This window comes from Sphingobacterium sp. (assembly GCF_039596235.1).
Taxonomy (GTDB): domain Bacteria; phylum Bacteroidota; class Bacteroidia; order Sphingobacteriales; family Sphingobacteriaceae; genus Sphingobacterium.
Window position 1 is genome coordinate 300,275 of record NZ_JBCNKE010000001.1, and the last position, 24,956, is coordinate 325,230.

Consider the following 24,956-nt stretch of genomic DNA (forward strand, 5'->3'; position numbering starts at 1 on the left):
CTTTTTGGGGTATAACAACATCGTTGTGCGATACTATTTCTTTTTTCCGTATTTTTTTGAAATCTGGATCGGCTTATACTTGCTGCCATCAAAATGGGGGGCATCAATCGCCAAGGTCGTAGGGTAAGGAGCTGTACGGTCGAAAAAATATACAGTAGTCGTACTTCCATAATCATTGACCGGTAGGAGCTCTAGACAAGCTGTATAGTCAGCATTTAATATATCACCAACCGTCACGGCATAGATCCGGATAATTCCCCCCTTATTTTGTTCATTTCTGACAAATGCAACTTCCTTAAATCCGCCCGGTAGATCTTCAATACTTTTCTGATTGAAAGTATCCTTTAAAATAAAACCCAACAACACTAAAACCGGAATGACTAAAAGCCATACCTTTTTATTCTTCTTCATTAAAATACGCTTAAATTGTAATGTTTATATCCAATAATTTATAAAATTCTTTTAAAATAGCCTGATGCCCTGGCCAAGCAGGAGATGTCACTAGGTTGCCATCCACAACAGCCTGGTCTGCTGGAATATTTTTCCAGGTGCCACCTGCTAACTCAATATCCGGTCCTACGGCTACATAGGCTGTCAATGTTCGCCCTGAAAGGACCTTTGCTGCTGTTAATACCTGGATTCCATGGCATATTGCCGCAACAGGTTTATTCTTTTCAAAGAAATGTCTGGTAATCTCCAATACACGTTGATTAAGTCGAATGTATTCCGCCGAACGACCACCGGCAATATAGAGACCATCATATTCTTCTGGCTTAACCTGATCAAAATCCTTATTGATCGCAAAATTATGCCCCCGCAGTTCTTTATAGGTCTGGTCACCTGTAAAATCATGTACGGCGGTAGGTACCACATCACCCTTTTTTCGGTCTGGGGCAACGGCATCAACTGTTATTCCTATTGATCCCATGGCTTGAAATGGAACCATCGCTTCGTAGTCTTCCACAAAGTCTCCAACAAGTAATAATATTTTTTTTGCCATATCAAAAAACCTCTTTTTAATAAGGCTTGAATTTACGTATTAAAAGAGGTTTTTACAATGTTTATTTGTCAATCTTTTGTTAACCTTGAACCGTCAACTTTTCTGCAAGAGCACGTTTCGTCTTACGTACTTTTGCCTCAAGCTGGCTTCTCAGTGTTGGGTTGGTAATGCCTTTTCCTTCTTCGAAATTTTTATGAAATTCGGGTAAGGAAAACGAATCCAGTATATCGGCGCCGTCCCAGGTAATTCTATTGACTGCTGTATTTAGCACTGTTGATCCGCCCATTGGACCAGGAGCAGTTGCCAATAAGAAAACGGGTTTGCCATTAAATGTTTTGCGGTTTGGGATACGGGAAACCCAGTCTACAATGTTTTTGTAGGCCGATGTGTAAGAACCATTATGTTCGGCCAAAGAAATGAGCAGGAAATCTGCAGCATCCATCTTTGCTGCGAAATCATACGCTAATTGAGGGATACCCAGTTCTAGCTCCTTATCATAGGAATAAATAGGCATTTCGAAGTGATTGAGGTCTAGAAGCTCTACGCTATCATCGGCTTCTTTGTAATATTTGGACGTACTTGTCACAAAGATTTTGTTGATCGAATTCTTATTACTAGTTCCTGCAAATGCTAATATTTTCATCGCTGTATAAGTTTTAAATTTTAAACTGGTCAAACTTACAACATAATCGAAAGAAAAATGTCAGTCAAATGTCTGCTAGCGGTATAAAGGGCCATTTATTGATCTAGGTCAATTAAATGCAAAACGATCATACATCCCAAGCAGTCCCGTAATGCCGCCAGTGTGAACGACCAATAGCTGATCTGCTGGTGTGAAATAATCTTTTTTTATAAGATCATCAACTGCGTAGAGCAATTTCCCGGTATAGGTTGGTTCGATCATAATTCCCGTATTGCTGATAAAATGCTGTGTGAAAGCAAGTAGTTCAGGAGTAGTCTTCGCGTAGCCACCAAAATGATAGTCTAGGTGTAAAATAGGAGGGGGAAGATGGGGATAAAGTTGATTGACTTCATCAGCGATAAAGCTGCCGTTCTTTAGAACAGGGACACCATGTATTTTGGTAAAAAGATCTTTTTTGTCGATTGCATTAGCAATTCCTGCAAGCGTGGTGCCAGTACCACAAGCAGTAAAGATATGTTGATAGTCCTGTTGAAGTTCGTCTACAAGTTCGGCGCAGCCTCTGGCCCCCAAGAGACCATAGCCGCCTTCGTGGATATAAAAAGTGTTGGAATCCTGACCGAAATGATCATCATACAGTTTTTCTTTGTTTCGATAAGAGTCCCGGTCTACATAAATAAGCTGCATCCCAAACAATTGACACATGGTTAGAACCGGATTATTAACCTGCTCATCACCTCTTACGAAAGCCGTAGTTTTGAACTGAAAAGTAGCACCAGCACAAGCCGTCGCCAACAAATGATTGCTCCAGGCTCCGCCAAAAGTAACGAGATGATTTTTTTGGAGCTGTAAGCCCTCCTGAAGATTATACTTTAATTTTCGCCATTTATTGCCTGAAATAAAAGGATGAATCAGGTCATCTCTTTTCAGCGTCACTTTGATGTGCTTTTTTTCCCATAAAGGTAGCCTGACTTCTGTTTCGGGACTATGAATTTTAAATGGCAACATAATATTAAATGAAAACAAATTTAACGAAAATTGTTTCATTTGGTTTATTTTTGTAGCATGACAGAACAAATGGGATCGCAAGATCAAGAAGAACAAGAGTTATTTGAACATCTACGTATTGAAGTGGATAAGGGGCAGGCATTACTCCGTATTGATAAATATCTGATGAATAGGGTTGAGAATGCCACAAGAAGCAAAATTCAGCATGCCATTGAAGCAGGTTCTGTCATGGTTAACGGCAAAGAAATCAAGGCGAGTTATAAAGTCAGACCGGATGATGTTATTACCTTGGTATTACCAGATCCGCCGCGTGATAACGAGGTTTATCCTGAAAATATTCCATTAGACATAAAATATGAAGACGACGATGTGCTTATCGTAAATAAAGAAGCGGGAATGGTTGTCCATCCGGGTTATAATAATTACACAGGTACATTAGTCAATGCATTGACTTACCATATACAGCAGTTGCCACAGTTGCCGGGAAATTCAGACCGTCCCGGTCTGGTACATCGAATAGACAAAGATACTTCCGGTTTACTGGTGATTGCTAAAAATGAGAAATCGATGGCCTTTTTGGCAAAGCAGTTTTTTGATCATAGCATTACGCGTAAATATACTGCTTTGGTATGGGGTGATTTGAAAGAAGATGGCACGATTACAGGATACATTGGCCGTCATTTGAAAGATAGACGTATAATGGCCATGTACGATAGTGAGGATAAAGGACGATGGTCCGTGACACATTACAAAGTACTGGAACGATTAGGTTATGTGACATTAATTGAATGCCAATTAGAGACTGGACGTACACACCAGATTCGTACGCACATGCAATCCATTGGTCATCCATTGTTTAATGATGCGATGTACGGAGGGGATAAAATATTAAAAGGAACTGTCTTTTCAAAATATAAGCAATTTGTAGACAATTGCTTTAACCTACTTCCGCGCCAGGCGCTTCATGCACGGGTATTGGGATTTGTTCATCCGACCTCAAAAGAAAATATGTATTTTGAAGTACCATATCCTGAAGATTTTCGTTTAGCTTTAGAAAAGTGGCGTGGTTATGCTGCAAATTCCATGGCTGTGGAAAGTGATTAAAATTTAGAAACAAATAAAGATGCCGACAAACTATATCAATTATAATGGCAATGTAGTGCCGGAAGAACAGGAAATATTTAGCATAGAAAATAGAGGCTTTCGCTATGGTGATGGATTGTTTGAAACTATGTTGTATAAAGACGGTGACATCCGTTTTCTGAATTTCCATGTGGCGCGTTTACAGCAGGGAATGGAATTGATTCACCTGGATGATGCGAATCTTTTCGACGAATTTTTTATTCGTTCTAGATCGGAGGAGTTGATCCGTAAGAATAATATGCTGGGGCAACAGGTGCGTATTCGTCTGATTGTCTTTCGGACCGGTGGTGGATTATATAGTCCAAGCACAAATAAGCCTGGATTTGTTTTGCAGGTACAACGCATAGAACCCAACCTGAGGGATAAGAAAGTCGGCCTGATTGTGGGCTTATATAGTGAGGTTAAAAAGCCTTATAGTGATTTATCTAAAATCAAATCCCTCAACGCTCAGATTTATGTATTGGCGGGTATTTATAAGAAAAAAATGGCCTTTGATGATGTATTGATCTTAAATCAGGAAGGCTACCTTTGTGAGTCACTAACATCAAATATCTTCGTGTATTACGAAAAAATATTGTACACACCCGCACTTTCAGAAGGCTGTATTGAAGGGGTTATGCGCCGTGTTGTCATGGATATGGCCAGGTCTGAAGGGATTGAAGTTGTTGAGGCGCAAATTAGTCCTGAAATTATGAAAAGAGCGGATGAAATTTTCTGTACAAATGCGGTACAGGGAGTGCAATGGGTTATGGGATATAAACAGAAACGCTATTTTAATAAGATCTCACGTATCTTACAGGATAAGCTGTTAAGTTGGAATTACGATTCCAGTGAGGAGCAAAATTAAGTTCGCAAGAACAGATAAGAGACAAAAGGCCAGGAGATCAATCTTGGCCTTTTGTATGCACAATTCTGATGATCCAGTGCTCAAATGCTTTTTTGAAGCTAATCAGAAAATCTACTGTTTTTTGCGATTCGACCTTGCCGTTTTCTCCGATGGAATCTTTGATACTTCCGAGATATGCTTCGGGTTGCTGCATGGGATACATATTGACGAATACCAAAGCCTGTCGGATATGATGGTTTGCGCCGAAGCCACCATAGACTCCCGTTGAAGAACTGATGATAGCAGCCGGCTTGCCATCCCATTTATTTTTGCCATAGGGTCGGGATCCTACGTCTATGGCATTTTTCAGGACAGCCGGTATGGAGCGGTTGTACTCAGGGCTGATGAAAAGAACTGCGTCCAGTGAAGCGATTTCCTGCCGAAACCGGACATAACTTTCGGGCGGGTTGCCTTCATCATCAAAGTCCTGATTATAAAGTGGGAGATCCCCAATTTCGATCACGCGATAGTTAAACTTATTGGCCGGTTGTTCGCAGATAAATGTCGCAATTTTTTTGTTATAGGATTGTTTCCTTAAGCTACCGACGATGATTCCAATAGTGTAAGTATTCATGCTAAAGTTCAATTAAAGTATGAAAAGTATTAATGGTTGAACAATTTGTATCCTAAAAAGTTTCCCTATCATGTATGGTAAAATTAAAACTAAGCTATTCTTGCTGAATAGGTTAAGTTTTTGTTAACAAAAATTAACATTTATCCGTTAATCTTTTGCATACAGTTTGTTGTCGTATTGTAAAGAAGAAATTACAAAACTAAGGGAGGAGCTACTTATGAAAAAAATGTTTTACGCCGCTGCTATCGTTGCAGGACTTTTTGTAGCGGGAACGGCTGAAGCACAGGTCAGTATCAGCGTAAATATTGGGAGTCAGCCCAGTTGGGGACCAGTTGGTTATGATTACGCCCGTTATTATTACATGCCTGAATACAACATGTATTATGATGTGCCAGCACGATGTTATGTCTACTACGATAATGGTGGCTGGATAAGAAGATCGAGTTTACCAAGAAGATATCGGCATTATGATTTTTATCGGACACATAAGGTGGTGATCAACGATCGCACCCCTTGGCATCATCATGACCGTTATAGAAGCAGATATGGCCACTCACGTGGCAGACAGGTTACTATCCGGGATAGCCATCATGGGCATGGTGGATATTCCTTTGCAAGTGAGCGTAGTGTAAGGCGTGAACATTCCTGGAGAGAAAGCAGAAGACATGGCGATAGGGGAAGAGGGCATGGACGCGGATATGAAGATAGACATGAACACAGACATGGAGGGAGACATAGAGATTAATCGGATCTGTCTGTTTTAAGTATCTTAATCGTTTAATTGAAAGGTACCTGTCCAAAAGATAGGTGCCTTTTTTCGTTGCAGTGCTAATTGATCAAAAATTATCTTAATTTTGCGATATAAGCATGTTACATGACTTTAAAAAGAAGATCTTTTGCACGGAAAAGATCGCATGTGGCGTATAAGTTAATTTTTGTAATGAGAAAAGTATTTAAATCAAGCTTTCTATTGATGGGCTTGGGGATTGCTGGCTTGGGATTACAGTCTTGTAATCAAAGTAGCGGTAAAAAAGGAGATAAGGTTGTTACTGTCGATTCTGTGCAACGCAAAAAAGATAGCTTAATTGTTGTACAGGATTCAATTACAAAAGCGGATTCGCTGCGCAAGGATTCCATTACCAAAATGGAAGGTAATATTTCCTATGATGGAGGAAAAGATACCACAGTTTTATTGACGGACTCTGTTTCGCCGCGTTACATCTATCTCACTTTTGATGATGGTCCACTTAATGGAAGCCAGTACTTGGATTCCATCGCAACGGCAAAAGGCATTAAAATCAATGCATTTTTGATCGGCGAGCATGATAAAATGAGCAAAAAGTTACATAGCTATACGGAGCGATACAAAAATAATCCATTAGTCGAATGCTACAACCATAGCTATTGGCATGCCCATAATAAGTATAGCACCTTTTATTCGAATCCACAGACTGCATTTGAAGATTTTGAATTGGCAGAACAGTCTATGGGCCTGCAGCATAAAATCGTTAGGCTACCGGGAAGAAATATCTGGTATGTAGGTGACCGTAAAAAGGTGGATCTAAAAAGCGGCGCTTCTACTGCGGAGCTGTTGCATCAAAACGGATATAAAATTATTGGCTGGGATTGCGAATGGAAGATTAATGGCGTAACTGGTAAGCCAGATTTATCGGTTAACCAGCTGTATACCCAGATGAAGAACTTACTTCGTAAAGGTACGTCATACACAAAAAATAATGTGGTACTTTTGACCCACGATAATATGTTCCAGACGAAAAAAGGGCAAAAACTATTGTCAGATTTGATTGACAGTCTTAAACAGCATCCGAACTATCGTTTTGAGTTTGTGCGCAATTATCCACAATAGGGGACGCAATCTATATTATTTAGCCCTAAATCAGTCGTAGCATACTGATTTAGGGCTAAAATTCTTATTGCAATAAGGAAAAGCTTATTAATTTTGTTTACGTAAGTATTTAGTCAATATAACTATTGTTTGACCTTCAATTTTTCCTTCTATCTGTTCAATATTGTCTGCTACTAAGCGGATATTTTTAACCACAGTCCCCAAAGTTGCCTTGAGTGAAGAGCCTTTTACATCTAATGTTTTAGTCAATACGACAGTATCACCTTCCAGTAATCGTTGACCGATACTGTCTTCATGAAACGAAACGTAGCCATCATTTTCGTGATCACCTGTTTTCTTTGCTTCGGCCAATGTTTCATCGTCCAGGTAAAGAATATCTAGCGCCTCGGAGGCCCAACCTTCATTTTTCAGACGATTTAGCATTCGCCAACAAACAATCTGTACGGAAGGATTTTCAGACCACATGGCATTTGGTAGAAATTTCCAGTCCTCAGGGTTTAGTTGCTCGGTTTTATTAAGCTGGTTGGCCAATGTTGTTGAAATCAGTAGGCTGTTATCCAAAGTCGAACTGGTTTCAGGTGGTAATGTATAAGTGATTAAATCCGCTGCAATGCCTGTTAGTTCACATTTTCCTCCAGCTCGCGCTAGTAATTGTTCTTCTAATTTCATATCTGTTTCTATAAAAGCCCAAAAATAAGAATATAAATCGTAGAAAGCTGTAGCTGATAAAATAAAGCTGGTTTTTCACTAAAAAAATCAGGTAAGTAAGTTATATTGGTACTGAATTTGTACGCTAACGATATTGGAAAAAATTATTAACTAGAATAAATAGATAAATCATATGAAATGGCAAGGAGGTAAACAAAGTGGCAATTTTGAGGATCGTCGGGGAATGTCAGGCGGAGGGAAGCTAGCGTTGGGTGGTATAGGCGGGATCATTGTGTTGGTTATTGGTTTTTTGATGGGTGGAGATCCAATGCAGTTGTTGCAACAGGCACAGAATATGGGGACCCAAACCGAACAATCTGGACAACCTCGCGAACTAAATCCTGAGGAAAAACGGCTGACGGAGTTTTCTTTGACCGTGCTGCAGAGTACAGAAGACGTCTGGGCTAAATTATTTAAGGAGCAAATGCAGCAAAACTATACGCCAACCACACTGGTTTTTTACGACGGAGGTACGCAAACAGATGGTTGTGGGATGGGACAGGCTTCATATGGACCATTTTATTGTCCCGGAGATCAGAAAATCTATTTGGACCTGACTTTTAACCGAGAACTTTCTGATAAGTTCGGAGCTAAGGGTGAATTTGCCATGGCTTATGTGATTGCCCATGAGGTCGGGCACCATATTCAACAATTGGTGGGATTATTACCCAAAACCAATCAAGCCCGCGGAAAATTAAGCGAACGTGAAAACAACAAGATTTCAGTGATGACCGAACTTCAGGCTGACTTCTATGCCGGTGTATGGGCGCATTACCTCAATGAATATACCGATATAAAAATAGATTATAACGATATCATGGATGGCATGAAAGCCGCAGAAGCTGTCGGCGATGATAAGTTGCAGACGGCAGCGCAGGGATATGCCGTGCCAGAATCCTTTACACATGGTACTTCAGCTCAGCGTATGGCCTGGTTCAAAAAAGGGTATGATTCGGGGGATATGCGCGCTGGAAATACATTTGAAGATCCAAGCCTGAGATAGCAGACAGGTTCCATGGCCGCTATACTAAAGGTAGCGCAATCAAAAAGATATGCCCTATAAATTTATTATGGGGCTTTTTATTTTATTGGACCAATAAATTACAGCCTCTAATATCGCTTTGATCAAAACGGCCCAAGATCTCAAATGAACCATCGGCATATACTTTTCCTAAATCTTGTGTGGCTATAAATGCGCATGAATAGCGGTTGGCTAAGTCGATGACATTGATTCCTCCGGTTCTGTCAGAAGAAATTAAACTCAAAGGATCATTGGTATCACGGATTAATATTTTCATCCATTTCGGAAGATGGAAAATTCCCTGACCCGAGGAGTATCCCTGAGACAGCAATTCAGTCATACCATATTCAGAGTGAATTCCATTGACCTTAAAAGCATCCTTAAGCAGCTGGTGAATTTCCTCTTTGACCATTTCTTTACGTCTACCTTTCATTCCGCCTGTTTCCATGATAATCAGCTCCGGAAATTCAAGAGCATATTGCTCAATAAAATCAAGCAAGGCATAAGTGACACCAAAGAGGATGGTTTTCGTTCCCTTTTCTTTTAAGTGGACAAGCGTATCGTATAGTTCCTGATGATTGTATAGAAAATAATTACTCTCTGCTTGTTTACTCTTTTTCATTAGGTCATCGATCATATAGATCAGCGACGAACCGCTTCTTTCGAGATACGATGGGAGTAGGGCCAAAACAGCGATATCTGTAATTGGTCCATAGAAGTCTTCGAATATACGTCGAAAAGTTTGTTCATAGATGGACAGATCAGCAACAAGATGTTTGGATGTAACCATACCTGTTGTACCTGAGCTAGAAAATATAATCTGGGTGTCCATTCCGGCTGCCAGTACTTTTTGTGTTTTGAAGAATTCTATCGGCATGAAAGGAATCTCACTATAATGTTGGACCTGATTTTTTTCTTTGCCTATTAGCGAAACATAGTCGCGGTAGACCTGACAATGCAGCAGCTGGAAGCGATAAGTTTCTAAACATTGTTGATTAAAATCGTCCTCTGTCTGAATCTCAAAAAAATCCGTCCAATTCGTCATAGCATTTAAATTTTGATGGACAAAATTAGCTAAAATTTGGAAATATTGGGTAGCAAAGCGCAAGCTCGAGCGTCGGAATAATGTAAAAGAGCCTGCTGGTGAATTTTGATATTCGGAATAATAGCAGAAAAACACTGGCGTCGATTTTGGAACACCAGTGTTTGATATATTTTACAACATACCACCATCAACAGGAAGAACCTGTCCAGTCACATAAGCGGATAAATCAGATGCTAGGTAGAGACATGCATTGGCTACATCTTCGGGAGATCCAGCGCGTTTTAACGGAATTCCGGCTTCCCAGGAAGCGATTACTTTAGGATCTAATATATCTGTCATTTCGGTACGGATAAATCCAGGTGCGACCACATTCGCACGGATGTTACGCGAACCTAGTTCTTTTGCAATGGACTTGGTAAAGCCTATAATACCTGCTTTGGAAGCTGCATAATTTGATTGACCAGCATTACCTTGCACGCCAACAACAGAAGACATATTAATAAATGAGCCGTTACGGTTTTTCATCATTATTTTTGAAGCAGCTTTTGTAACATTGAATACGGATTTCAAGTTGACATTTAAGACATCGTCCCAGCTTTCTTCTGTCATGCGCATTAACAGGCCATCTTTTGTGATGCCAGCATTGTTGACGACGATATCCAGACTTCCAAAATCCGCAACGATTGCATTGATTAACTGTTCTGCTTCTTCAAATTTTGAAGCGTCAGAACGGTAGCCAATTACTTTTGTTCCGTAGGCTTGAAGCTCTTTTTCCAGCGCTTGTCCCTTTTCTACAGACGAAAGGTAAGTGAAAGCGACATTGGCGCCGTGCTGTGCAAACACTTCAGCAATTTTTCTTCCAATTCCTTTTGATGCTCCAGTTACCAAAGCAATTTTTCCTTCAAGTAATTTCATATAAGAGTGTAAAGTTATTCGTTGATGTTTTTGCAAAAATGTTAAAACTATATTATAACACAAAATCTTTCGATAAATAACGATTTAAAAAGCTCGGATATTTGTCTTATTTCGGGCTATTTACAGCCATATCGATCAACAATATCCTGTGTAGGGACTTTGGAAACCTGAAAAATTGTATTTCCATTATACTTAAGATTATTTTAATAAATCAATGGTATTTTTGAATAAGTGCTTTTAAAAAGTACAGTTTTTTGACAAAAGGCTTGGGGGTTTACCAAAAACTATATTAAATTTGCATCAATCACAAAAACATGAGCAAAAAATCAAATAAAGAAGTTGACGTTGTTCTGATCGGCGCCGGTATTATGAGTGCTACTTTGGGTACTCTAATCAATGAATTAAGCCCAGACGTTAATATTGAAATTCTTGAACGTTTGGATGTTGTGGCGGCTGAGAGTTCTGACGCTTGGAATAATGCTGGTACAGGTCACTCGGCCTTGTGCGAATTAAACTATACACCGGAGCAAAAAGATGGTTCGGTAAAAGTTGATAAAGCGGTTAAAATTGCCGAACAATTTGAAGTATCGAAGCAGTTTTGGTCATATTTGGTCGATAAAGGTATTATCGCCCAACCGGAGAATTTTATCCGCAGCATTCCACATATGAGTGCTGTTTTTGGTGAAAAAGATGTGAAATTTCTAAAGACAAGATGGGAGACAATGAATACCCAGACCTTGTTCAAGGGAATGGAATATACCGAAGATCCTGAGCTGTTGAAATCCTGGATTCCGTTGATGATGGAAGGAAGGGATCCAGGTGAGAAAATTGCTGCGACCAAGATGGATCTTGGTACTGATGTGAATTTCGGTTCATTGACACGTGATTTGATCAATAACCTGGCAAAAAAAGAAAATATTTCAATATCCCTAAACCATGAAGTTGTCGATATTGAGCGTGAAGACGATGGCCGTTGGGAAATCGAAGTAAAGGATTTGAAAACAGGGGTGAAGAGAGAGCTAAAAGCGAAATTTGTTTTTATCGGTGCTGGAGGCCATTCCTTGTTATTACTAGAGAAATCTGGTATCCCAGAAGCAAAAGGTTACGGTGGATTCCCTGTAGGTGGCCAATGGTTGAGATGTGTAAACGAAGAGATTATCAATACGCATCATGCTAAAGTCTATGGTAAGGCATCTGTCGGCGCGCCACCGATGTCGGTACCGCATCTCGATACCCGATATATTGATGGCAAGCAAGCCCTACTTTTTGGGCCCTATGCTGGCTTCTCAACTAAATTCTTGAAACAAGGTTCTTACTTTGATTTACCTGCATCGATCAAATTATCCAATATCCGTCCGATGTTATCGGCAGGCCTTGATAACTTGCCATTGACTAAGTATCTGATTACTGAAGTCATGAAATCTCCTAAAGATAAATTGGAGTCTCTGAAACAATTTATGCCTACAGCTAAATTGGAAGATTGGGTTATTGAGAAAGCCGGTCAACGTGTTCAGGTGATTAAAAAGGATGAGAAGAAAGGCGGAATTTTGGAATTTGGTACCGAAGTGGTTTCAAGTGCAGACGGTTCTATCGCTGCGCTATTGGGCGCTTCTCCAGGGGCATCTACCTCAGTGGCGATCATGATTAGCTTATTGAAGAAATGCTTCCCTGAACGTGCTAAATCTGATGAATACCGCAAGAAACTACGGGAGATGATTCCTTCACATGGCAAATCATTAAACGATGATGCTGAGCTTTGTAGAGAGACGCGTATTCGCACGCACAAAGCGTTGAAATTAATTGATATCGATTAATTTCGGTTAACAAAATATACTTATGGGGTGCTTTAGGTGCATTGTCATCGCGGGCTGAGATTATACCCAATAAAAGCGATTGTACAAGGTTGTACAATCGCTTTTATATACCTGATCCAGGTAATGCTGGCGTAGGGAATTTAATTTCAATAAAAACAGCTGTTTTTCCCCTCCTAAGTTTATTATATAATACAAGAAATAATAAACAATTGAATGACTTCTGATACAATTTTTGATGCCTTAATCCAGCAGATACAACAAGCTAGCTTAGCTGAGTGGCTGGGGGTATGTTTTGGCATTTTGCAGGTTTGGTATTCAAGACAAAATAAATCGATCAATTATCTCTTTGGGATAATAGGCATTATCATTTCGGTATATGTCTTATTCCATGCAAAACTATATGCGGAGATTCTGCTGCATGTGTATTATTTGGTGATGAGTATCTATGGTTGGATGTATTGGAAATATAGTAGCGATCGCGTTGTCCCAATCAGCCGCAATACAGCTGGAGATTGGTGGATTGTTGGTTTTATCTGTATAGCGGGCTTTCTATCATTCTATTTTGGTTTGGTTCACTTAACCGATTCGGATGTTCCTGTTTGGGACTCTTTTGTTTCCTGTACGGCTTGGGCGGGGATGTGGTTGTTGGCCAAGCGTAAAATTGAAAATTGGATTTTATTGAACATCAGTAACCTGATGGCAATTCCCTTACTAATGCACAAAGGTTTATTCCTGTATGCCGGTTTAACCTTATTTTTATTTGTGATGGCTTTTAGTGGCTATTTTAATTGGCGGAGAATATTAAGTAATGAAAAGAAATATGCAACTGAGTGATGCAACTATCGCTGTGCTAAGGGATCAGCAATTGAAGGGCATCCAACAGAAAAGTTTGTCTCGGGAGCAGTTAGCATTGATTTATGATAACAATTGGTTTAAAATTTGGGTACCACAATCATTGAATGGCTTGGGACTGGATTTGGTCAATGGGCTTTCCCTTTTGAAGGAGCTGGCCTATTGGGATGGAGGATTGGCGTGGACAGTAACTTTATGTGCGGGCGCAAATCTTTTTGTTGGCTTTATTGATCCGCTGGTTGGAAAGGATATTTTCGCCTCAAAGCAAGTGTGTTTTGGGGGAAGTGGGCAGATTGCTGGTATCGCTGAACGTGAGCGTACATCTTATCGCCTGAAGGGACTTTGGAAATATGCTACTGGAGCACCTCACCTGACACATTTTACGTTGAATGCTTATATTCAAGAGAAAGGTCAGCCTATGCTGGACGAGGATGGAAATCCCTTGGTCAGGTCTTTTTTTGTCGATCGCGAACAAGTACTAATTCATTACGATTGGGATACATTTGGTCTGGAAGCGACGGCATCGCATTCTTTTTCGCTGGACAATATATGTGTGGATGAGAACCGGTCTTTTTCTATTGATGCAAAGAAAAGTACATATACTGATCTGCTCTATCAATACCCTTTTACGCCATTTGCGGAGTTGACTTTAGTGGTCAATTTTATGGGGATGTATCAGCGATTTTTGGACCTGATTGAGAAATTATTTGTGTTGAAATCCAATCAGGGGAAATGGGAGAATCCTGAAAGTAAAGCTGCTTTTCGGAAGTTGGATGAAATGCAGCAGGATTATATAGATAGAACGGGTGCAATCTTGGATCTGGCAGCTTATTCTTGGGATAATATCAAGAATGGGGCTGATAACACCGCATTATATGAGCGCATAGCGATAGAAAGTCGGGATTTTGTAGAGATCATTTTGTCCAATGTAATTAAACTCTATCCCCATACCGGAATTTCGGGTGCGGCGGCTGACAATGAAATCAATATTTTGTTTCGAAACTTATTTACGGCGTCGCAGCATAAATTGTTGCAAAAAGGCTTTTTGTAAGCTTGATGCGAGTTTTATTACAGCAACAATCTTAAGACCATTGTACACATTTACCAAGGATATTGGCTATAAAAAAGACGATCAATCGATCATCTTTTTTATGGCTAATTGAAAGTGTAGATTAGAAGCATGCAATTGAAATTTATGGTCTAAGTAACCTAAATAACTTTCAATTTTCTTGTTAGCTTGCTAAGCTTGACTATTAGTGCTGACTATTTTATAATGTATCAATGTTAATTTAAGTTCAGGCCAAAAGCGAGTCCATACCAGAGTTTATTTTGATAAATCCAGGTGGAACGATTGCTATCCAAAAGATGATCGAAACCCAATGCCATTCCAACAGTAAAATTATTGACGGCAAAAATTCCTGCAAAACCTTTGCTCCAAACAACACCCTCATATTCTTGTTGAATGGCGTTCTTGGTCGTTGTAGGAGATAGAGAAGAATTTCCAAGCCCGGTGAAAGCACCAAATGAAAAACCTAAATGATTAATATTTCTATCGGAGACTCCGAGTGGATTTGTAGCGTAATTGATTATGTATTTGTCCCGTCTGTATCCAAAATAACCAGCTCCGTTCAAGTTTGTGTTTAACTGCATAGGAACTCCGGTTTGTGCAGGGCGAAATTTTAGAGGGATGGTCAAAAAATCAATATCGAAAGAAGGTTTACTGAATGAAACAGACTGTTTGGCGTTCGTTTTCAATACATTCTTTTGAAATTGATACACGTTGGTTGTATCAATGCTAAATTGGCCATTTTCCTTGCGCTTTGATGGATGGATCCGAATAGTTTCATCGGCAACATCAATATAGACTTTTTGCTTTACACCATCTATATTTTGTGTATAGAAACCGTCGTTAAACTCTTTTTTACTGTTTTTTTGAAAGATGCTGCAACTTGAAACTGTGATGCTGATGGATATGATAAATTGTGCTAATCTCTTCATTTTTTTTGTTACTTGTATTATAGCAAAAATAAAAATACTTTTATAAGGAGGATAGTTAATTTATAATGGTATTTTTCTATTCCTAATAAGTGTCAGTGCAGTTATCATACTAAATCAGCGATAAAAATGATCGAAGAAATATCCTACCAGCCCAATTACCCGCTCAACATTTTTGTGGATTATATTTGGGTGGGAAAGTCACCTGATCTTACCATGGATTTTGTTCATCATGCTGCATTATTTACCGAACTTATTTTCAGTTATGGAGATGAGTACGAAATAATAGGAATCAATACTGAGAAGATAGACAGCCGTACCGGACTGCAGTTACTGTCTGGTCTAAAAAATCAACCGTTTTTGACCAGGACAAATGGCACTTATAGATGTATAGGGTTAATATTAAAGCCATTTTGCTATGGAATGTTGCTCCAAAAATTAGGAACGACTTATTTAGGAGAGATAGCGGATATTTTATATGATTGTCTTTTTGTCACTCTAAAGCCGGATTTTGACAAAGCAGAAAAATGTTTGATAAAGCTGTTCGAAACGGTCAGTATTGACCCTCACCTGATGCAGTTTGAAGCATATTTGGCTGAGGAAATGGTAGGAAAAGGAATGTTTAAAGATTTCAGCCGATTGTTGCCAATCTCCCAAAAAAGCTTCATTCAAAAATTTAAGAAACATTATTTTTTGAGACCTGGAGAGTATCTGAATCTTTACAAAATGAATAAAGCAATCATGCAGCTACAGCATTATGGGACAGAACGATTAACGGATATTGGCCTGAACGCTGGATTCTATGACCAGTCTCATTTTATCAGAGTATTTAAAAAATATAGTGGTTATACCCCAAAAGAATTTTCAAAATTTGGGATAAGGTAAATTCTGTACAATTTTGAATTTGTCAAGAGATTTAATTTTGTTGTATAAATTTAAATGCATAAAAATGAATCAAAAAAACAAAGTTTTCATCGCTACAAGCCTGGATGGCTATATCGCTGATAGGAACGGAGAAATCGATTGGTTACTTTCCTTACCGAACCCAGAAAATGATGACATGGGCTATAAAGAATTTATTGCACAGATTGACGCTTTGATCATGGGGCGAAATACCTTTGAAGTGGTCTGTGGTTTTGATACATGGTATTACGAAAAACATGTTTTTGTATTGAGTAACAGCATGACGGAGATCCCTGCAAATTTTAGGGATAAAGCAACTCTTGTCAAAGGTAATTTAAATGATATTTTGGATGAAATTCATGAAAAGGGATATCATAATTTGTATATCGATGGGGGAAAAACAATCCAGAGTTTTTTAAAAGAAGATCGTATTGATGAAATGATCATTACCTTGATTCCTTATCTTTTGGGAGGCGGAATTTCTTTGTTCGGAGATCTTACAAAAACATTGGAGTTTGAAGCTGTAGATACAAAAATCTTCTTAAATACAATTGTTCAAAATCATTTCGTAAGGAAAAGGTAATCAGAAAACCAATATTTCATTGGAATTATTGCGCATGCTTTTCTGATAAGGCGATAGATTCTGAAAGATTGAAAAGGGCAACGTATTTTTTTAATTATACATTTTTGGTAATACACCAGAATAAGTCACTCGGAAAGGGAGACGCAGCCTATGGCATGTCTTTCTATTATAAACCTTGTTGTCTCTACCTTATAAAATGATATCTGCTGTACTTTCAACCAACAAATTTAGCCTTGCTAAACTATTGTTACATACAATGCAATAAAAAAGAATAGTTTCTCATCAAACAAAAATATAGATTCTGTCGGTTTGTATTCATTAAACAACGGAGGTTCAAGCTTTTTAAATTAAAATTCGCTGTTGTGATAAGATTTTTTGAAAAGATTTAAATTAATAAAATATAATAGGTGGAATTTATAAGTTATCTTTAATTTCTTATAAAATTGATTATGGAAGAAGTGGGTGAAGATTATAATTTATTTGCAACAGCGAAAAAGCTAACCAGTTTGACACGGCAAGTTGATGAACTTTCTGATTTTATTGAGATGGTTACGGTTCCTTTATTAAAAGTCAATCAAGCAGGGATAATAATTTGGGGGAATCAGGCGAGCCGAGAATTGCTAGAAGATAAGCGGGCGGATTTTATCGGACTTCCGGTGCAACAATTTTATATTGATGATCAAACAATAGGCGAAATTACTAAGGCCTTGCTCCAGAATAAATCAATTCATGATTCTTATCAAAAACTGAAATGTGCGAACGGAACAATAAAACACGTTCTAATAAATTCAAATGCTTTTTTTCAAGAGGACAAATTCGCTTATTCTAGATGGGCTATTTTGGATATAACCAAGAGTGTCGAAGAGGAGAAGAAAAGAAACAATTTACCCATGCTTTTGCAGGAACGTGAGGAGCGACTACGTCTTGCCATGGAGGCGGCAGATTTGGGAACATGGGATTGGGATTTTACTACGGGTAAAATTTTACTTTCAAAGGAAGTACAAAAAATTTTAAATGTAGATACTGATCTTCAAAGTATAGACAGTCTTATTAATTTAATACACATTTCTGACCGGGAGAAGGTACGTTCAATCCTAGACAGGGTTAGTCAAAGTAATAGTGATGAGCATTTTAATTTTGCATGTAGAATTCAAAAATTAAACAGCGGGGATATCATCTGGATAAGTGTACAGGCAGCTGTGTTCTTTAGTAATTCGAAAAGGACCAAAAGGGTAATAGGAACCCTTTTTGATATAACTAATTCTAAATTATCGGAGCGTAAAGACGCGCAATTGGTCGCTATTGTAAATTCTTCCTATGATGCAATAATCGGAAAGAACTTGGATGGCGTTGTCACAAGCTGGAATGATGCAGCGGAACAGATATTTGGCTATGGAGCAGATGAAATGATCGGGCAGAATATATTAAAATTGATTCCTGAGGAAAGGCATAGTGAGGAAGACTATATTTTAGAACGGTTGAGATCAGGAATGTCTATCAAGCATTATGAAACAGTTCGTCGCCGTAAAAACGGAAAATTATTTGATGTTTCGCTTACAATATCCCCTATAAAAAATGGAGAGGGGCAGATTGTAGGGATTTCAAAAATAGCGCGGGATATAAGTGATAGGAAGGAGGAAGAACGTCGTAAAAATGATTTTGTTTCCATGTTAAGTCATGAATTGAAAACTCCCTTGGCATCTGTTCTACTTTATTCCCAGGTGCTTCAGGTAAAATACCGGCAACAAAATGACCACAATGCTATTCAGCTTGGTCGGGTAATTGAAAACCAGGCAAAAAAAATGAATGATATGGTAGGCGATTTTCTTAGTATGGCAAGAATTGAAGAACGGAAATTACAGATCCGAAAGGAGGTCTTCGATCTAAATAATCTACTTGAGGAAATAAAGCTCGAATCAAAACTATTGTGTTCTGATCATAAAATTACAATGGTACAAGCTGAACGGGCTATTGTATATGCAGACCGTAACAAAATTGGACAGGTTTTGACAAATCTTATAAGTAACGCAATAAAATATTCTCCAAATGGTGGTGAAATTATTTTTGGCTGTAGAAATGAAAATGGACAGATTTATGTATTTGTAAAGGACCATGGAATCGGCATAAGCAAAAAAGATCAGGAAAAGCTGTTTGAGCGTTTTTATCGTGTAGAAAACGATGAAGTTTCAAATATTTCAGGTTTTGGAATAGGTCTTTATATTGTTTCCGAATTTCTGCGCTATCACGATGCCACAATTGAAGTTGAAAGTGAAAAGGGGGCTGGAACAATATTCTCTTTCGTTCTGAAAGAAAACGGGCAATAAAAGATGCAAAATAATACCCATATTTATCATTAAATGATAAATAGAGGGTTTTCATTCTTCAATAAAGCATTAGAAAATAATTGCATCTCGTCTATACTTGCGGAATATGGAAGGGCTTCAATTTCCTGATGCTCGAGGCCATTTTTCAGGTCATCAAGTTGTTCCTTTATAACCTTCTTTGAGATTAGTACGAGAAACGAACTGTCCTTAAAGACTTATCAGAGTAATACGGATGAAAAACTGGAATAGATTACCTGGCAGTCGACTTTACCAAGATAGGGTTGCATAATGAGAAAATAGGGGATAAGCAAGAGGACTGTTACAAACGAGACGACATAGATTATTGTTTTGAACCGCTTACTGACATCCATTCCGATAAAAGAAACAGCGCCGAGTACGAGGATAAAGAACAACAAGAAATCGAATACCAACCTTAAAAGATCTACTTCATAGCTTAAGGACGTAGCTCCCCTCACCGACCAGACAAAGAAATGACCATATCCCTGCTGAATCTCACCCATACAGTTGATATTGTATCTCAAAACTGTAAATGAAAAAAGTATTATGGTAATACAGAATGAAAGAAAAAGTCTATTTAATAGCTTCATTTTAATGAGGTTATAAAGTTAGCTCAATCTTGTTAATGAATTCATCATCATATTGGTTTCATAAACAAACGGAAAGTCTTGGTATTATAAATATCAATATCTTTGAATCTATCACCAATATTCCTTCACCAAATCCTTACAATTGAATACAAGTGAGGTTCGGTAGGCAAATTTACTTAGAATAAAGACATGCTTGTCCGATGGGTTTGAGTAATATTAGAAATAATCAATGTTTTGCTGTACTTGTCAATATTTTGATCAATTTCTTCCGCTATTTTTTCAAAGCAGTCCACGCTGATCCAACGCTCGTTTTTGGATAAATGCATAAAAAAGGAGACAACTTCAATGAAGTGTCTCCTTTTGTGTCCCCGACGAGATTCGAACTCATATCGACAGAACCGGAATCTGTAATTCTATCCATTGAACTACGGGGACGTGTCGCAAAGATATACTATTTTCTAGATCTTACAAATAATCTTTGGTATAAAATTTAATCTTTTGAATGGCAAATTTCAGGAGCATATCTGTCTGCATTTTCGATATCTCAGCTTTTATAATTTGTGTCATTCTGCTTTTTTGATCTAACTTTTTGTTTATTAATAGTATGCGTGAAAGTTTGCCCACTTCATCTTGATCGATGGAGAGTTTCTGTGCGATCTCATCGGATGGGAACAGAATTTGGAAATCAAAAAAAAATATTTTTTTAATCTCTTTTATCAAGTAAAAAAGTCGGTTTTATGTTCAGTGGATTATAAATTCTATGGATTAGTTGATCTTCTTGTTCAAATTCGAAGGTAGGAATTACACCTAGTTTTGCTTAAAAGCTATCTTTTGTTTCTTTTAACAAAGTGGCATTTTCCTGTCTGTTAGCGATTAAAATTCGAATATCATCGGTACCAATCGACGTACTGCAGATCTCGATCTGAGCGTGTTCAATCTCTTTGTAACTGGCCAATATATCAAACATCGCTGGGGGAAATAAAGTGGAAAAGGTGCCCCATACGATTCGCTGTCCTCACGCTAGGATCTGGGATGGTATTGTGTGATGATGGAATGAAGATAATCCCGATCGATATGTGTATATATTTCGGTGGTTGTAATACTTTCATGTCCCAGCATATCCTGTACAGCCCTTAAATCTGCCCCACCTTCAACGAGGTGGGAGGCGAAACTATGCCTAAAGGTATGCGGACTGATGATCTTCTGTAGTCCAACTTTTTGAGCAAGTTCCTTAATGATAAGAAAGATCATCACTCTGGACAAAGCCGAACCTCGTCTGTTCAGAAACACAATATCTTCATTTCCATTCTTGATCTTAATATGTGGTCTAACGGAATCCAAATATAGCCTGAGATGTTTGATCGCCTGCTGTCCGATCGGAATCAATCGTTCTTTGCTACCTTTACCTTCTACTTTGATAAATTCTACGTCGAGAAACAAATTGGAGATCTTGAGATTGACGAGCTCAGACACACGCAATCCACAGCCATATAAAACTTCAATAATTGTTTTATTGCGCTGTCCCTCGGTGGATGAAAGATCGATAGCTGCTATCAGTTGATCAATCTCATGGATACTCAGTACACTGGGGAGTTTCCGCGCTAAGCGTGGCGCTTGTAGCAATTCAGTTGGATTATTATCCAGGTCATGTTCAATGACCAGAAAGCTAAAAAAGGTTTTTAGTCCTGATATTAAACGGGATTGTGTGAATGGTGAGATATTGAATTCCTGTAACCATTGTAGAAAATCCTGAATATCTTTCCGTACGATTTTATTTAATACAAGCCCATTGTCCTCGCAATAGATCTGGAATTTAGAAACATCATTGAGGTAAGCCTCGATCGAATTGATGCTCAAACCCCGTTCGAACTTTAAAAAATGTTCGAATTCTTTTTTAATGACCTGCCAGTTGCTGAAATCCATTTGCAACAAAATTACAATTAACTATTGTTCTTTTCGAAAGATATTCTGTATTTTTAAGCTTGTTTTTTACAAACCATGAGCAAATAGTGATGAAATGTTCCATCCGATACAGGATGTTAAAGATATTATTTATCCGTATTTAGCCATTTTCTCGGGACAATTGGTCTCGAGCCCCGTTTACCCTAATAAACAACTAGCACAAAATAACTGACTAAAAAAAGAGAATTTTTGTATGAAATTCATTAAACCCCTTGCATTAGCCTTTTTACTCCCCGCTACATTTTATGGAGTTGAAGCAAAAATGCCAACCACGTTAACGGCACATGCCAGGGCTATTCTATCGCAGGATAGTCTAGCCTTAAATCAAAAGTTACCTTTCGACAATGAGGTTGTCACCGGTAAACTGAAAAATGGATTTACATATTTTATCCGCAAAAATACAGAGCCTAAGGGACGAGTTACCATGTATTTAGGTATGAAGGCGGGGTCAATCCTGGAAAATGAAAAACAGCTGGGACTGGCGCACTTTTTGGAGCACATGAATTTTAATGGCTTGAAGCATTTTCCCAAAAATGAACTTGTTAATTACCTTCAGAAAGCCGGTGTACGATTTGGTTCGGATCTGAATGCCTACACGAGCTTTGATCAGACTGTCTATCAATTACCTATCCCATCCGATGATCCGGAATTACTGAAAAATGGATTACAGGTCATGCGTGATTGGGCACAGGATGCGCTATTGGATGGCGAGGAAATTGACAAGGAACGTGGTGTTATCTTGGAAGAGAAGCGCGGTGGAAGAGGGGTGCAACAACGCCTGCAAGATCAGTATTTCCCAATGCTGCTTAACGGCTCCCTTTATTCAAAACGTCTGCCTATTGGTACTGAGGAAATATTAAAAACCTTTCCCTACACCGAGATACGTAAATTTCATCAGGATTGGTACCGTCCGGATTTGCAGGCGCTTATTGTTGTAGGTGATATTGACCCCAAAGCAATTGAGGAAAAAGTGAAAGTGTTATTTTCAGACATGAAAATGCCGAAAAAGGTGTTGCCACGCAAGGAGTATCGGGTTGATTTATTGAATAAAAATCAATTTTTGACGATTTCAGATCCAGAGTTACCTTATACCGTCGCACAGATCTTGATCAAAAATGAAAAAGAAAAGGTCGTGACTATCGGAGACTACCGTAATGAACTGCTTAAAAATATTTTCAACCAGATGATTGCCGGACGTTTCTCTGAACTTATGCAGCAGCCGAATCCTCCTTTTATGCAAGCTGGTGGTAGCATTGGTGATTTTGTCTCTAATTTAAACACCTTCTCTTTATTGGTCGTGCCTAAGCCCGGTGAGCTGGAATCTGGATTTAAGGCCATGTTGACGGAATTTGAACGTATCCAAAAATACGGTTTTACGCAGACAGAACTGGATCGTGCGCTTGCTGATATGAAGAAGGGGAATGAAACGGCTTATATCGAACGGGATAAGAAAAAATCGGATAACTATGTCAACCGATATCTGAACTATTTTATCGACAATGAACCGGCTTTGAGCAATGAAGCATCTTATCGCCTAACGAAACAGTTGCTACCCACCTTGAAATTAGAAGAGGTGAATGGTCTGATCAAGAAATATTATACCGATTTAAATCGTGATATCTTGATTATGGGACCAGAAAAGGAAAAGGCAAACCTACCTACAGAACAAGCCGTTTTGGGATGGGTAAAAGCGGTCGAAGATAGTCCGGTTTCTGCTTACGAGGACAAGGTCTCTAATCTTCCTTTGCTTTCCAAAGAACCTACTAAAGGATCGATCCTGTCTTCCAAGGATATTGGTGCTGTACAGGCAAAAGAATTGGTATTGAGCAATGGCGTGAAGGTGATTTTAAAACCTACAGACTTTAAAAACGACGAAATCCAGATTATGGCTTACAGCCCTGGAGGAACTTCGCTGTATGCTGACGCCGACTATTTCTCTGCTTCGAATGCCTCCTCATTGGTCGATGCAAGCGGTGTGGGGCAAATGAACAATGTGGAGCTGACAAAATACCTTGCTGGAAAAGAGGTCTCAATTTCACCCTATATTTCCGAACGCTATGAGGGCATTTCGGGAAGCACAGACAAAGAGGGCTTGAAAAATGCTTTTGAATTAATTTATGGCTATTTTACCGAACCCCGTTTGGATATTGACGTGTTCCAAAGTACGATGACCAGAGCAAAAGGGTCGTTGGAAAATAGATTGAGCAACCCAAATAATGTTTTTTCGGATAAAGTGAAGGAAGTGCTCTATGGGAATAATATCCGCAGACAAAACACTACTGTGGAAACACTTTCAAAAATTGACCGTGAGCGTGCGCTTGCAATTTATAAAGAGCGATTTGCAGATGCTTCTGATTTTGTATTTACTATTGTAGGATCATTTGATGAAGCGCAGATTAAACCCTTTATTGAAACTTATCTTGCTTCCTTGCCTGCGATCAAACGCGGAGAAAATTACAAAGATTTGAATATTTTGGAACCTACTAAAGGCGAGCGTGTGATTGTTCACAAAGGCAAGGAGGAAAAAGCAAGCACCCAATTGGCATACTATGGCGATTACAGTTACAGCGAAAGCGAAAATGTCAATATGGAAGCTTTGGAAAGTATATTGACGATCAAGTTGCTCGAACGCCTGCGTGAAAAAGAAGGTGGTGTTTATGGTGTCGGTGCCCGCGCTAGCTTCAGTAAATTACCTAAGGCACGCTATTCATTTTCAATCGGTTTTGGCTCAGCAGTGGATAAAGCAGATCCATTGATTAGTTCTGCGCTGGATGAGGTAAAGAAGATTCAGGATCAGGGTGCCGACAAAGTGGATATTAAAAAATTTGTGGCAGAACAAAAAAGACAGAATGAATTAAGCTTACGTGAAAATGGCTATTGGTTGAATTATATCTCCAGTTCTTATCAAAACGACTTGGATATCAATAGATACACCCGTCGAATGGAAAACTTGAATAAAGTTACGCCTAAATCGGTGCAGGATGTCGCTGCGAAGTATCTGAAGAAAGATCGGCTTTTCGAATTTATTTTAATGCCGGACACAAAATAGCAAAGCATATTGATCAGGTATCAATGTAGGCTAGGGCTGTTTGCTAAAGGCAAGCAGCC

23 protein-coding genes and 1 tRNA gene are annotated in these 24,956 nt (G+C 38.8%); 12 read left to right on the forward strand and 12 right to left on the reverse strand.

Going from position 1 to position 24,956, the window contains the following annotated elements; all coding sequences use genetic code 11:
* Positions 1-33: 33 nt before the first annotated feature.
* The 4 genes from ABDW32_RS01210 to ABDW32_RS01225 all read right to left on the reverse strand — a co-directional run bounded on the left by ABDW32_RS01210 (position 34) and on the right by ABDW32_RS01225 (position 2,687).
* Positions 34-411 (reverse strand): hypothetical protein, encoded by a 378-nt coding sequence (locus ABDW32_RS01210; RefSeq protein ID WP_343558714.1) that lies wholly within the window; start codon positions 409-411, stop codon positions 34-36.
* Between the two features lie 10 nt (positions 412-421).
* Entirely contained in the window at positions 422-1,000 is a 579-nt protein-coding gene (locus ABDW32_RS01215; protein ID WP_343558715.1) for a DJ-1/PfpI family protein, read from the reverse strand.
* Between the two features lie 79 nt (positions 1,001-1,079).
* Positions 1,080-1,643, reverse strand: coding sequence for an NAD(P)H-dependent oxidoreductase (locus ABDW32_RS01220; protein ID WP_343558716.1), 564 nt, complete (start codon positions 1,641-1,643; stop codon positions 1,080-1,082).
* A 108-nt stretch (positions 1,644-1,751) separates the two neighbouring features.
* Positions 1,752-2,687, reverse strand: coding sequence for a pyridoxal-phosphate dependent enzyme (locus tag ABDW32_RS01225; RefSeq protein WP_343558717.1), 936 nt, complete (start codon positions 2,685-2,687; stop codon positions 1,752-1,754).
* Positions 2,688-2,705: 18 nt separating this feature from the next.
* On the opposite strand from ABDW32_RS01225, the gene ABDW32_RS01230 reads away from it, so the two are divergent.
* Positions 2,706-3,752, forward strand: coding sequence for an RluA family pseudouridine synthase (locus ABDW32_RS01230; RefSeq protein ID WP_343558718.1), 1,047 nt, complete (start codon positions 2,706-2,708; stop codon positions 3,750-3,752).
* A gap of 19 nt (positions 3,753-3,771) precedes the next feature.
* Positions 3,772-4,638 carry an aminotransferase class IV gene (locus ABDW32_RS01235; protein ID WP_343558719.1) on the forward strand — a complete coding sequence of 289 codons (867 nt, stop codon included), beginning with the start codon at positions 3,772-3,774 and terminating at the stop codon, positions 4,636-4,638.
* A 37-nt stretch (positions 4,639-4,675) separates the two neighbouring features.
* Here the strand turns inward: ABDW32_RS01235 and ABDW32_RS01240 are convergent, their stop codons facing one another.
* Entirely contained in the window at positions 4,676-5,251 is a 576-nt protein-coding gene (locus ABDW32_RS01240; RefSeq protein WP_343558720.1) for an NAD(P)H-dependent oxidoreductase, read from the reverse strand.
* 217 nt (positions 5,252-5,468) lie between these two features.
* Between ABDW32_RS01240 and ABDW32_RS01245 the strand changes: the two genes are divergently transcribed.
* Both ABDW32_RS01245 and ABDW32_RS01250 read left to right on the forward strand, forming a co-directional pair.
* Positions 5,469-5,996: a hypothetical protein gene (locus ABDW32_RS01245; RefSeq protein WP_343558721.1), complete on the forward strand. Its 528-nt coding sequence runs from the start codon at positions 5,469-5,471 to the stop codon at positions 5,994-5,996.
* A gap of 195 nt (positions 5,997-6,191) precedes the next feature.
* Positions 6,192-7,118 carry a polysaccharide deacetylase family protein gene (locus ABDW32_RS01250; protein ID WP_343558722.1) on the forward strand — a complete coding sequence of 309 codons (927 nt, stop codon included), beginning with the start codon at positions 6,192-6,194 and terminating at the stop codon, positions 7,116-7,118.
* 87 nt (positions 7,119-7,205) lie between these two features.
* Here the strand turns inward: ABDW32_RS01250 and ABDW32_RS01255 are convergent, their stop codons facing one another.
* Positions 7,206-7,787, reverse strand: coding sequence for a PhnA domain-containing protein (locus ABDW32_RS01255; RefSeq protein ID WP_343558723.1), 582 nt, complete (start codon positions 7,785-7,787; stop codon positions 7,206-7,208).
* Positions 7,788-7,959: 172 nt separating this feature from the next.
* On the opposite strand from ABDW32_RS01255, the gene ABDW32_RS01260 reads away from it, so the two are divergent.
* On the forward strand, positions 7,960-8,829 hold the full coding sequence (locus ABDW32_RS01260) for a neutral zinc metallopeptidase (protein WP_343558724.1): 870 nt from the start codon (positions 7,960-7,962) through the stop codon (positions 8,827-8,829).
* A gap of 82 nt (positions 8,830-8,911) precedes the next feature.
* Here ABDW32_RS01260 and ABDW32_RS01265 read toward each other — a convergent pair whose 3' ends face one another.
* Complete coding sequence (locus tag ABDW32_RS01265) at positions 8,912-9,892, reverse strand: acyl transferase (protein WP_343558725.1); 981 nt, start codon at positions 9,890-9,892, stop codon at positions 8,912-8,914.
* A 171-nt stretch (positions 9,893-10,063) separates the two neighbouring features.
* A complete protein-coding gene (fabG, locus tag ABDW32_RS01270; protein WP_077432676.1) occupies positions 10,064-10,807 on the reverse strand; it encodes a 3-oxoacyl-[acyl-carrier-protein] reductase in 744 nt (247 codons plus the stop codon).
* A 314-nt stretch (positions 10,808-11,121) separates the two neighbouring features.
* On the opposite strand from fabG, the gene ABDW32_RS01275 reads away from it, so the two are divergent.
* The 3 genes from ABDW32_RS01275 (at position 11,122) to ABDW32_RS01285 (ending at position 14,524) form a co-directional block, all read left to right on the forward strand.
* Entirely contained in the window at positions 11,122-12,621 is a 1,500-nt protein-coding gene (locus tag ABDW32_RS01275; RefSeq protein WP_343558726.1) for a malate:quinone oxidoreductase, read from the forward strand.
* A gap of 213 nt (positions 12,622-12,834) precedes the next feature.
* The gene (pnuC, locus tag ABDW32_RS01280) at positions 12,835-13,455 is read left to right on the forward strand and encodes a nicotinamide riboside transporter PnuC (protein WP_343558727.1); all 621 of its coding nucleotides are present in this window, start codon (positions 12,835-12,837) and stop codon (positions 13,453-13,455) included.
* Entirely contained in the window at positions 13,430-14,524 is a 1,095-nt protein-coding gene (locus tag ABDW32_RS01285) for an acyl-CoA dehydrogenase (protein ID WP_343558728.1), read from the forward strand. The genes pnuC and ABDW32_RS01285 overlap by 26 nt, the downstream gene beginning before the upstream one ends.
* Positions 14,525-14,757: 233 nt before the next feature.
* Here ABDW32_RS01285 and ABDW32_RS01290 read toward each other — a convergent pair whose 3' ends face one another.
* Positions 14,758-15,471 (reverse strand): hypothetical protein, encoded by a 714-nt coding sequence (locus ABDW32_RS01290; RefSeq protein ID WP_343558729.1) that lies wholly within the window; start codon positions 15,469-15,471, stop codon positions 14,758-14,760.
* 126 nt (positions 15,472-15,597) lie between these two features.
* Here ABDW32_RS01290 and ABDW32_RS01295 point away from each other — a divergent pair, with 126 nt between their 5' ends.
* The 3 genes from ABDW32_RS01295 to ABDW32_RS01305 all read left to right on the forward strand — a co-directional run bounded on the left by ABDW32_RS01295 (position 15,598) and on the right by ABDW32_RS01305 (position 19,278).
* Positions 15,598-16,353: a helix-turn-helix transcriptional regulator gene (locus tag ABDW32_RS01295; RefSeq protein ID WP_343558730.1), complete on the forward strand. Its 756-nt coding sequence runs from the start codon at positions 15,598-15,600 to the stop codon at positions 16,351-16,353.
* Positions 16,354-16,417: 64 nt separating this feature from the next.
* Positions 16,418-16,954, forward strand: a complete 537-nt coding sequence (locus ABDW32_RS01300) for a dihydrofolate reductase family protein (RefSeq protein ID WP_343558731.1) — start codon at positions 16,418-16,420, stop codon at positions 16,952-16,954.
* Positions 16,955-17,403: 449 nt separating this feature from the next.
* Entirely contained in the window at positions 17,404-19,278 is a 1,875-nt protein-coding gene (locus ABDW32_RS01305; protein WP_343559655.1) for a PAS domain S-box protein, read from the forward strand.
* A gap of 218 nt (positions 19,279-19,496) precedes the next feature.
* On the opposite strand, the gene ABDW32_RS01310 is transcribed toward ABDW32_RS01305, so the two are convergent.
* The 3 genes from ABDW32_RS01310 to xerD all read right to left on the reverse strand — a co-directional run bounded on the left by ABDW32_RS01310 (position 19,497) and on the right by xerD (position 21,809).
* A complete protein-coding gene (locus ABDW32_RS01310; RefSeq protein WP_343558732.1) occupies positions 19,497-19,799 on the reverse strand; it encodes a hypothetical protein in 303 nt (100 codons plus the stop codon).
* Between the two features lie 450 nt (positions 19,800-20,249).
* Positions 20,250-20,321, reverse strand: a tRNA-Arg gene (locus tag ABDW32_RS01315).
* A 585-nt stretch (positions 20,322-20,906) separates the two neighbouring features.
* Complete coding sequence (gene xerD, locus ABDW32_RS01320) at positions 20,907-21,809, reverse strand: site-specific tyrosine recombinase XerD (RefSeq protein ID WP_343558733.1); 903 nt, start codon at positions 21,807-21,809, stop codon at positions 20,907-20,909.
* Positions 21,810-22,041: 232 nt separating this feature from the next.
* Here xerD and ABDW32_RS01325 point away from each other — a divergent pair, with 232 nt between their 5' ends.
* Positions 22,042-24,897, forward strand: coding sequence for an insulinase family protein (locus tag ABDW32_RS01325; RefSeq protein ID WP_343558734.1), 2,856 nt, complete (start codon positions 22,042-22,044; stop codon positions 24,895-24,897).
* Positions 24,898-24,956: the final 59 nt, after the last annotated feature.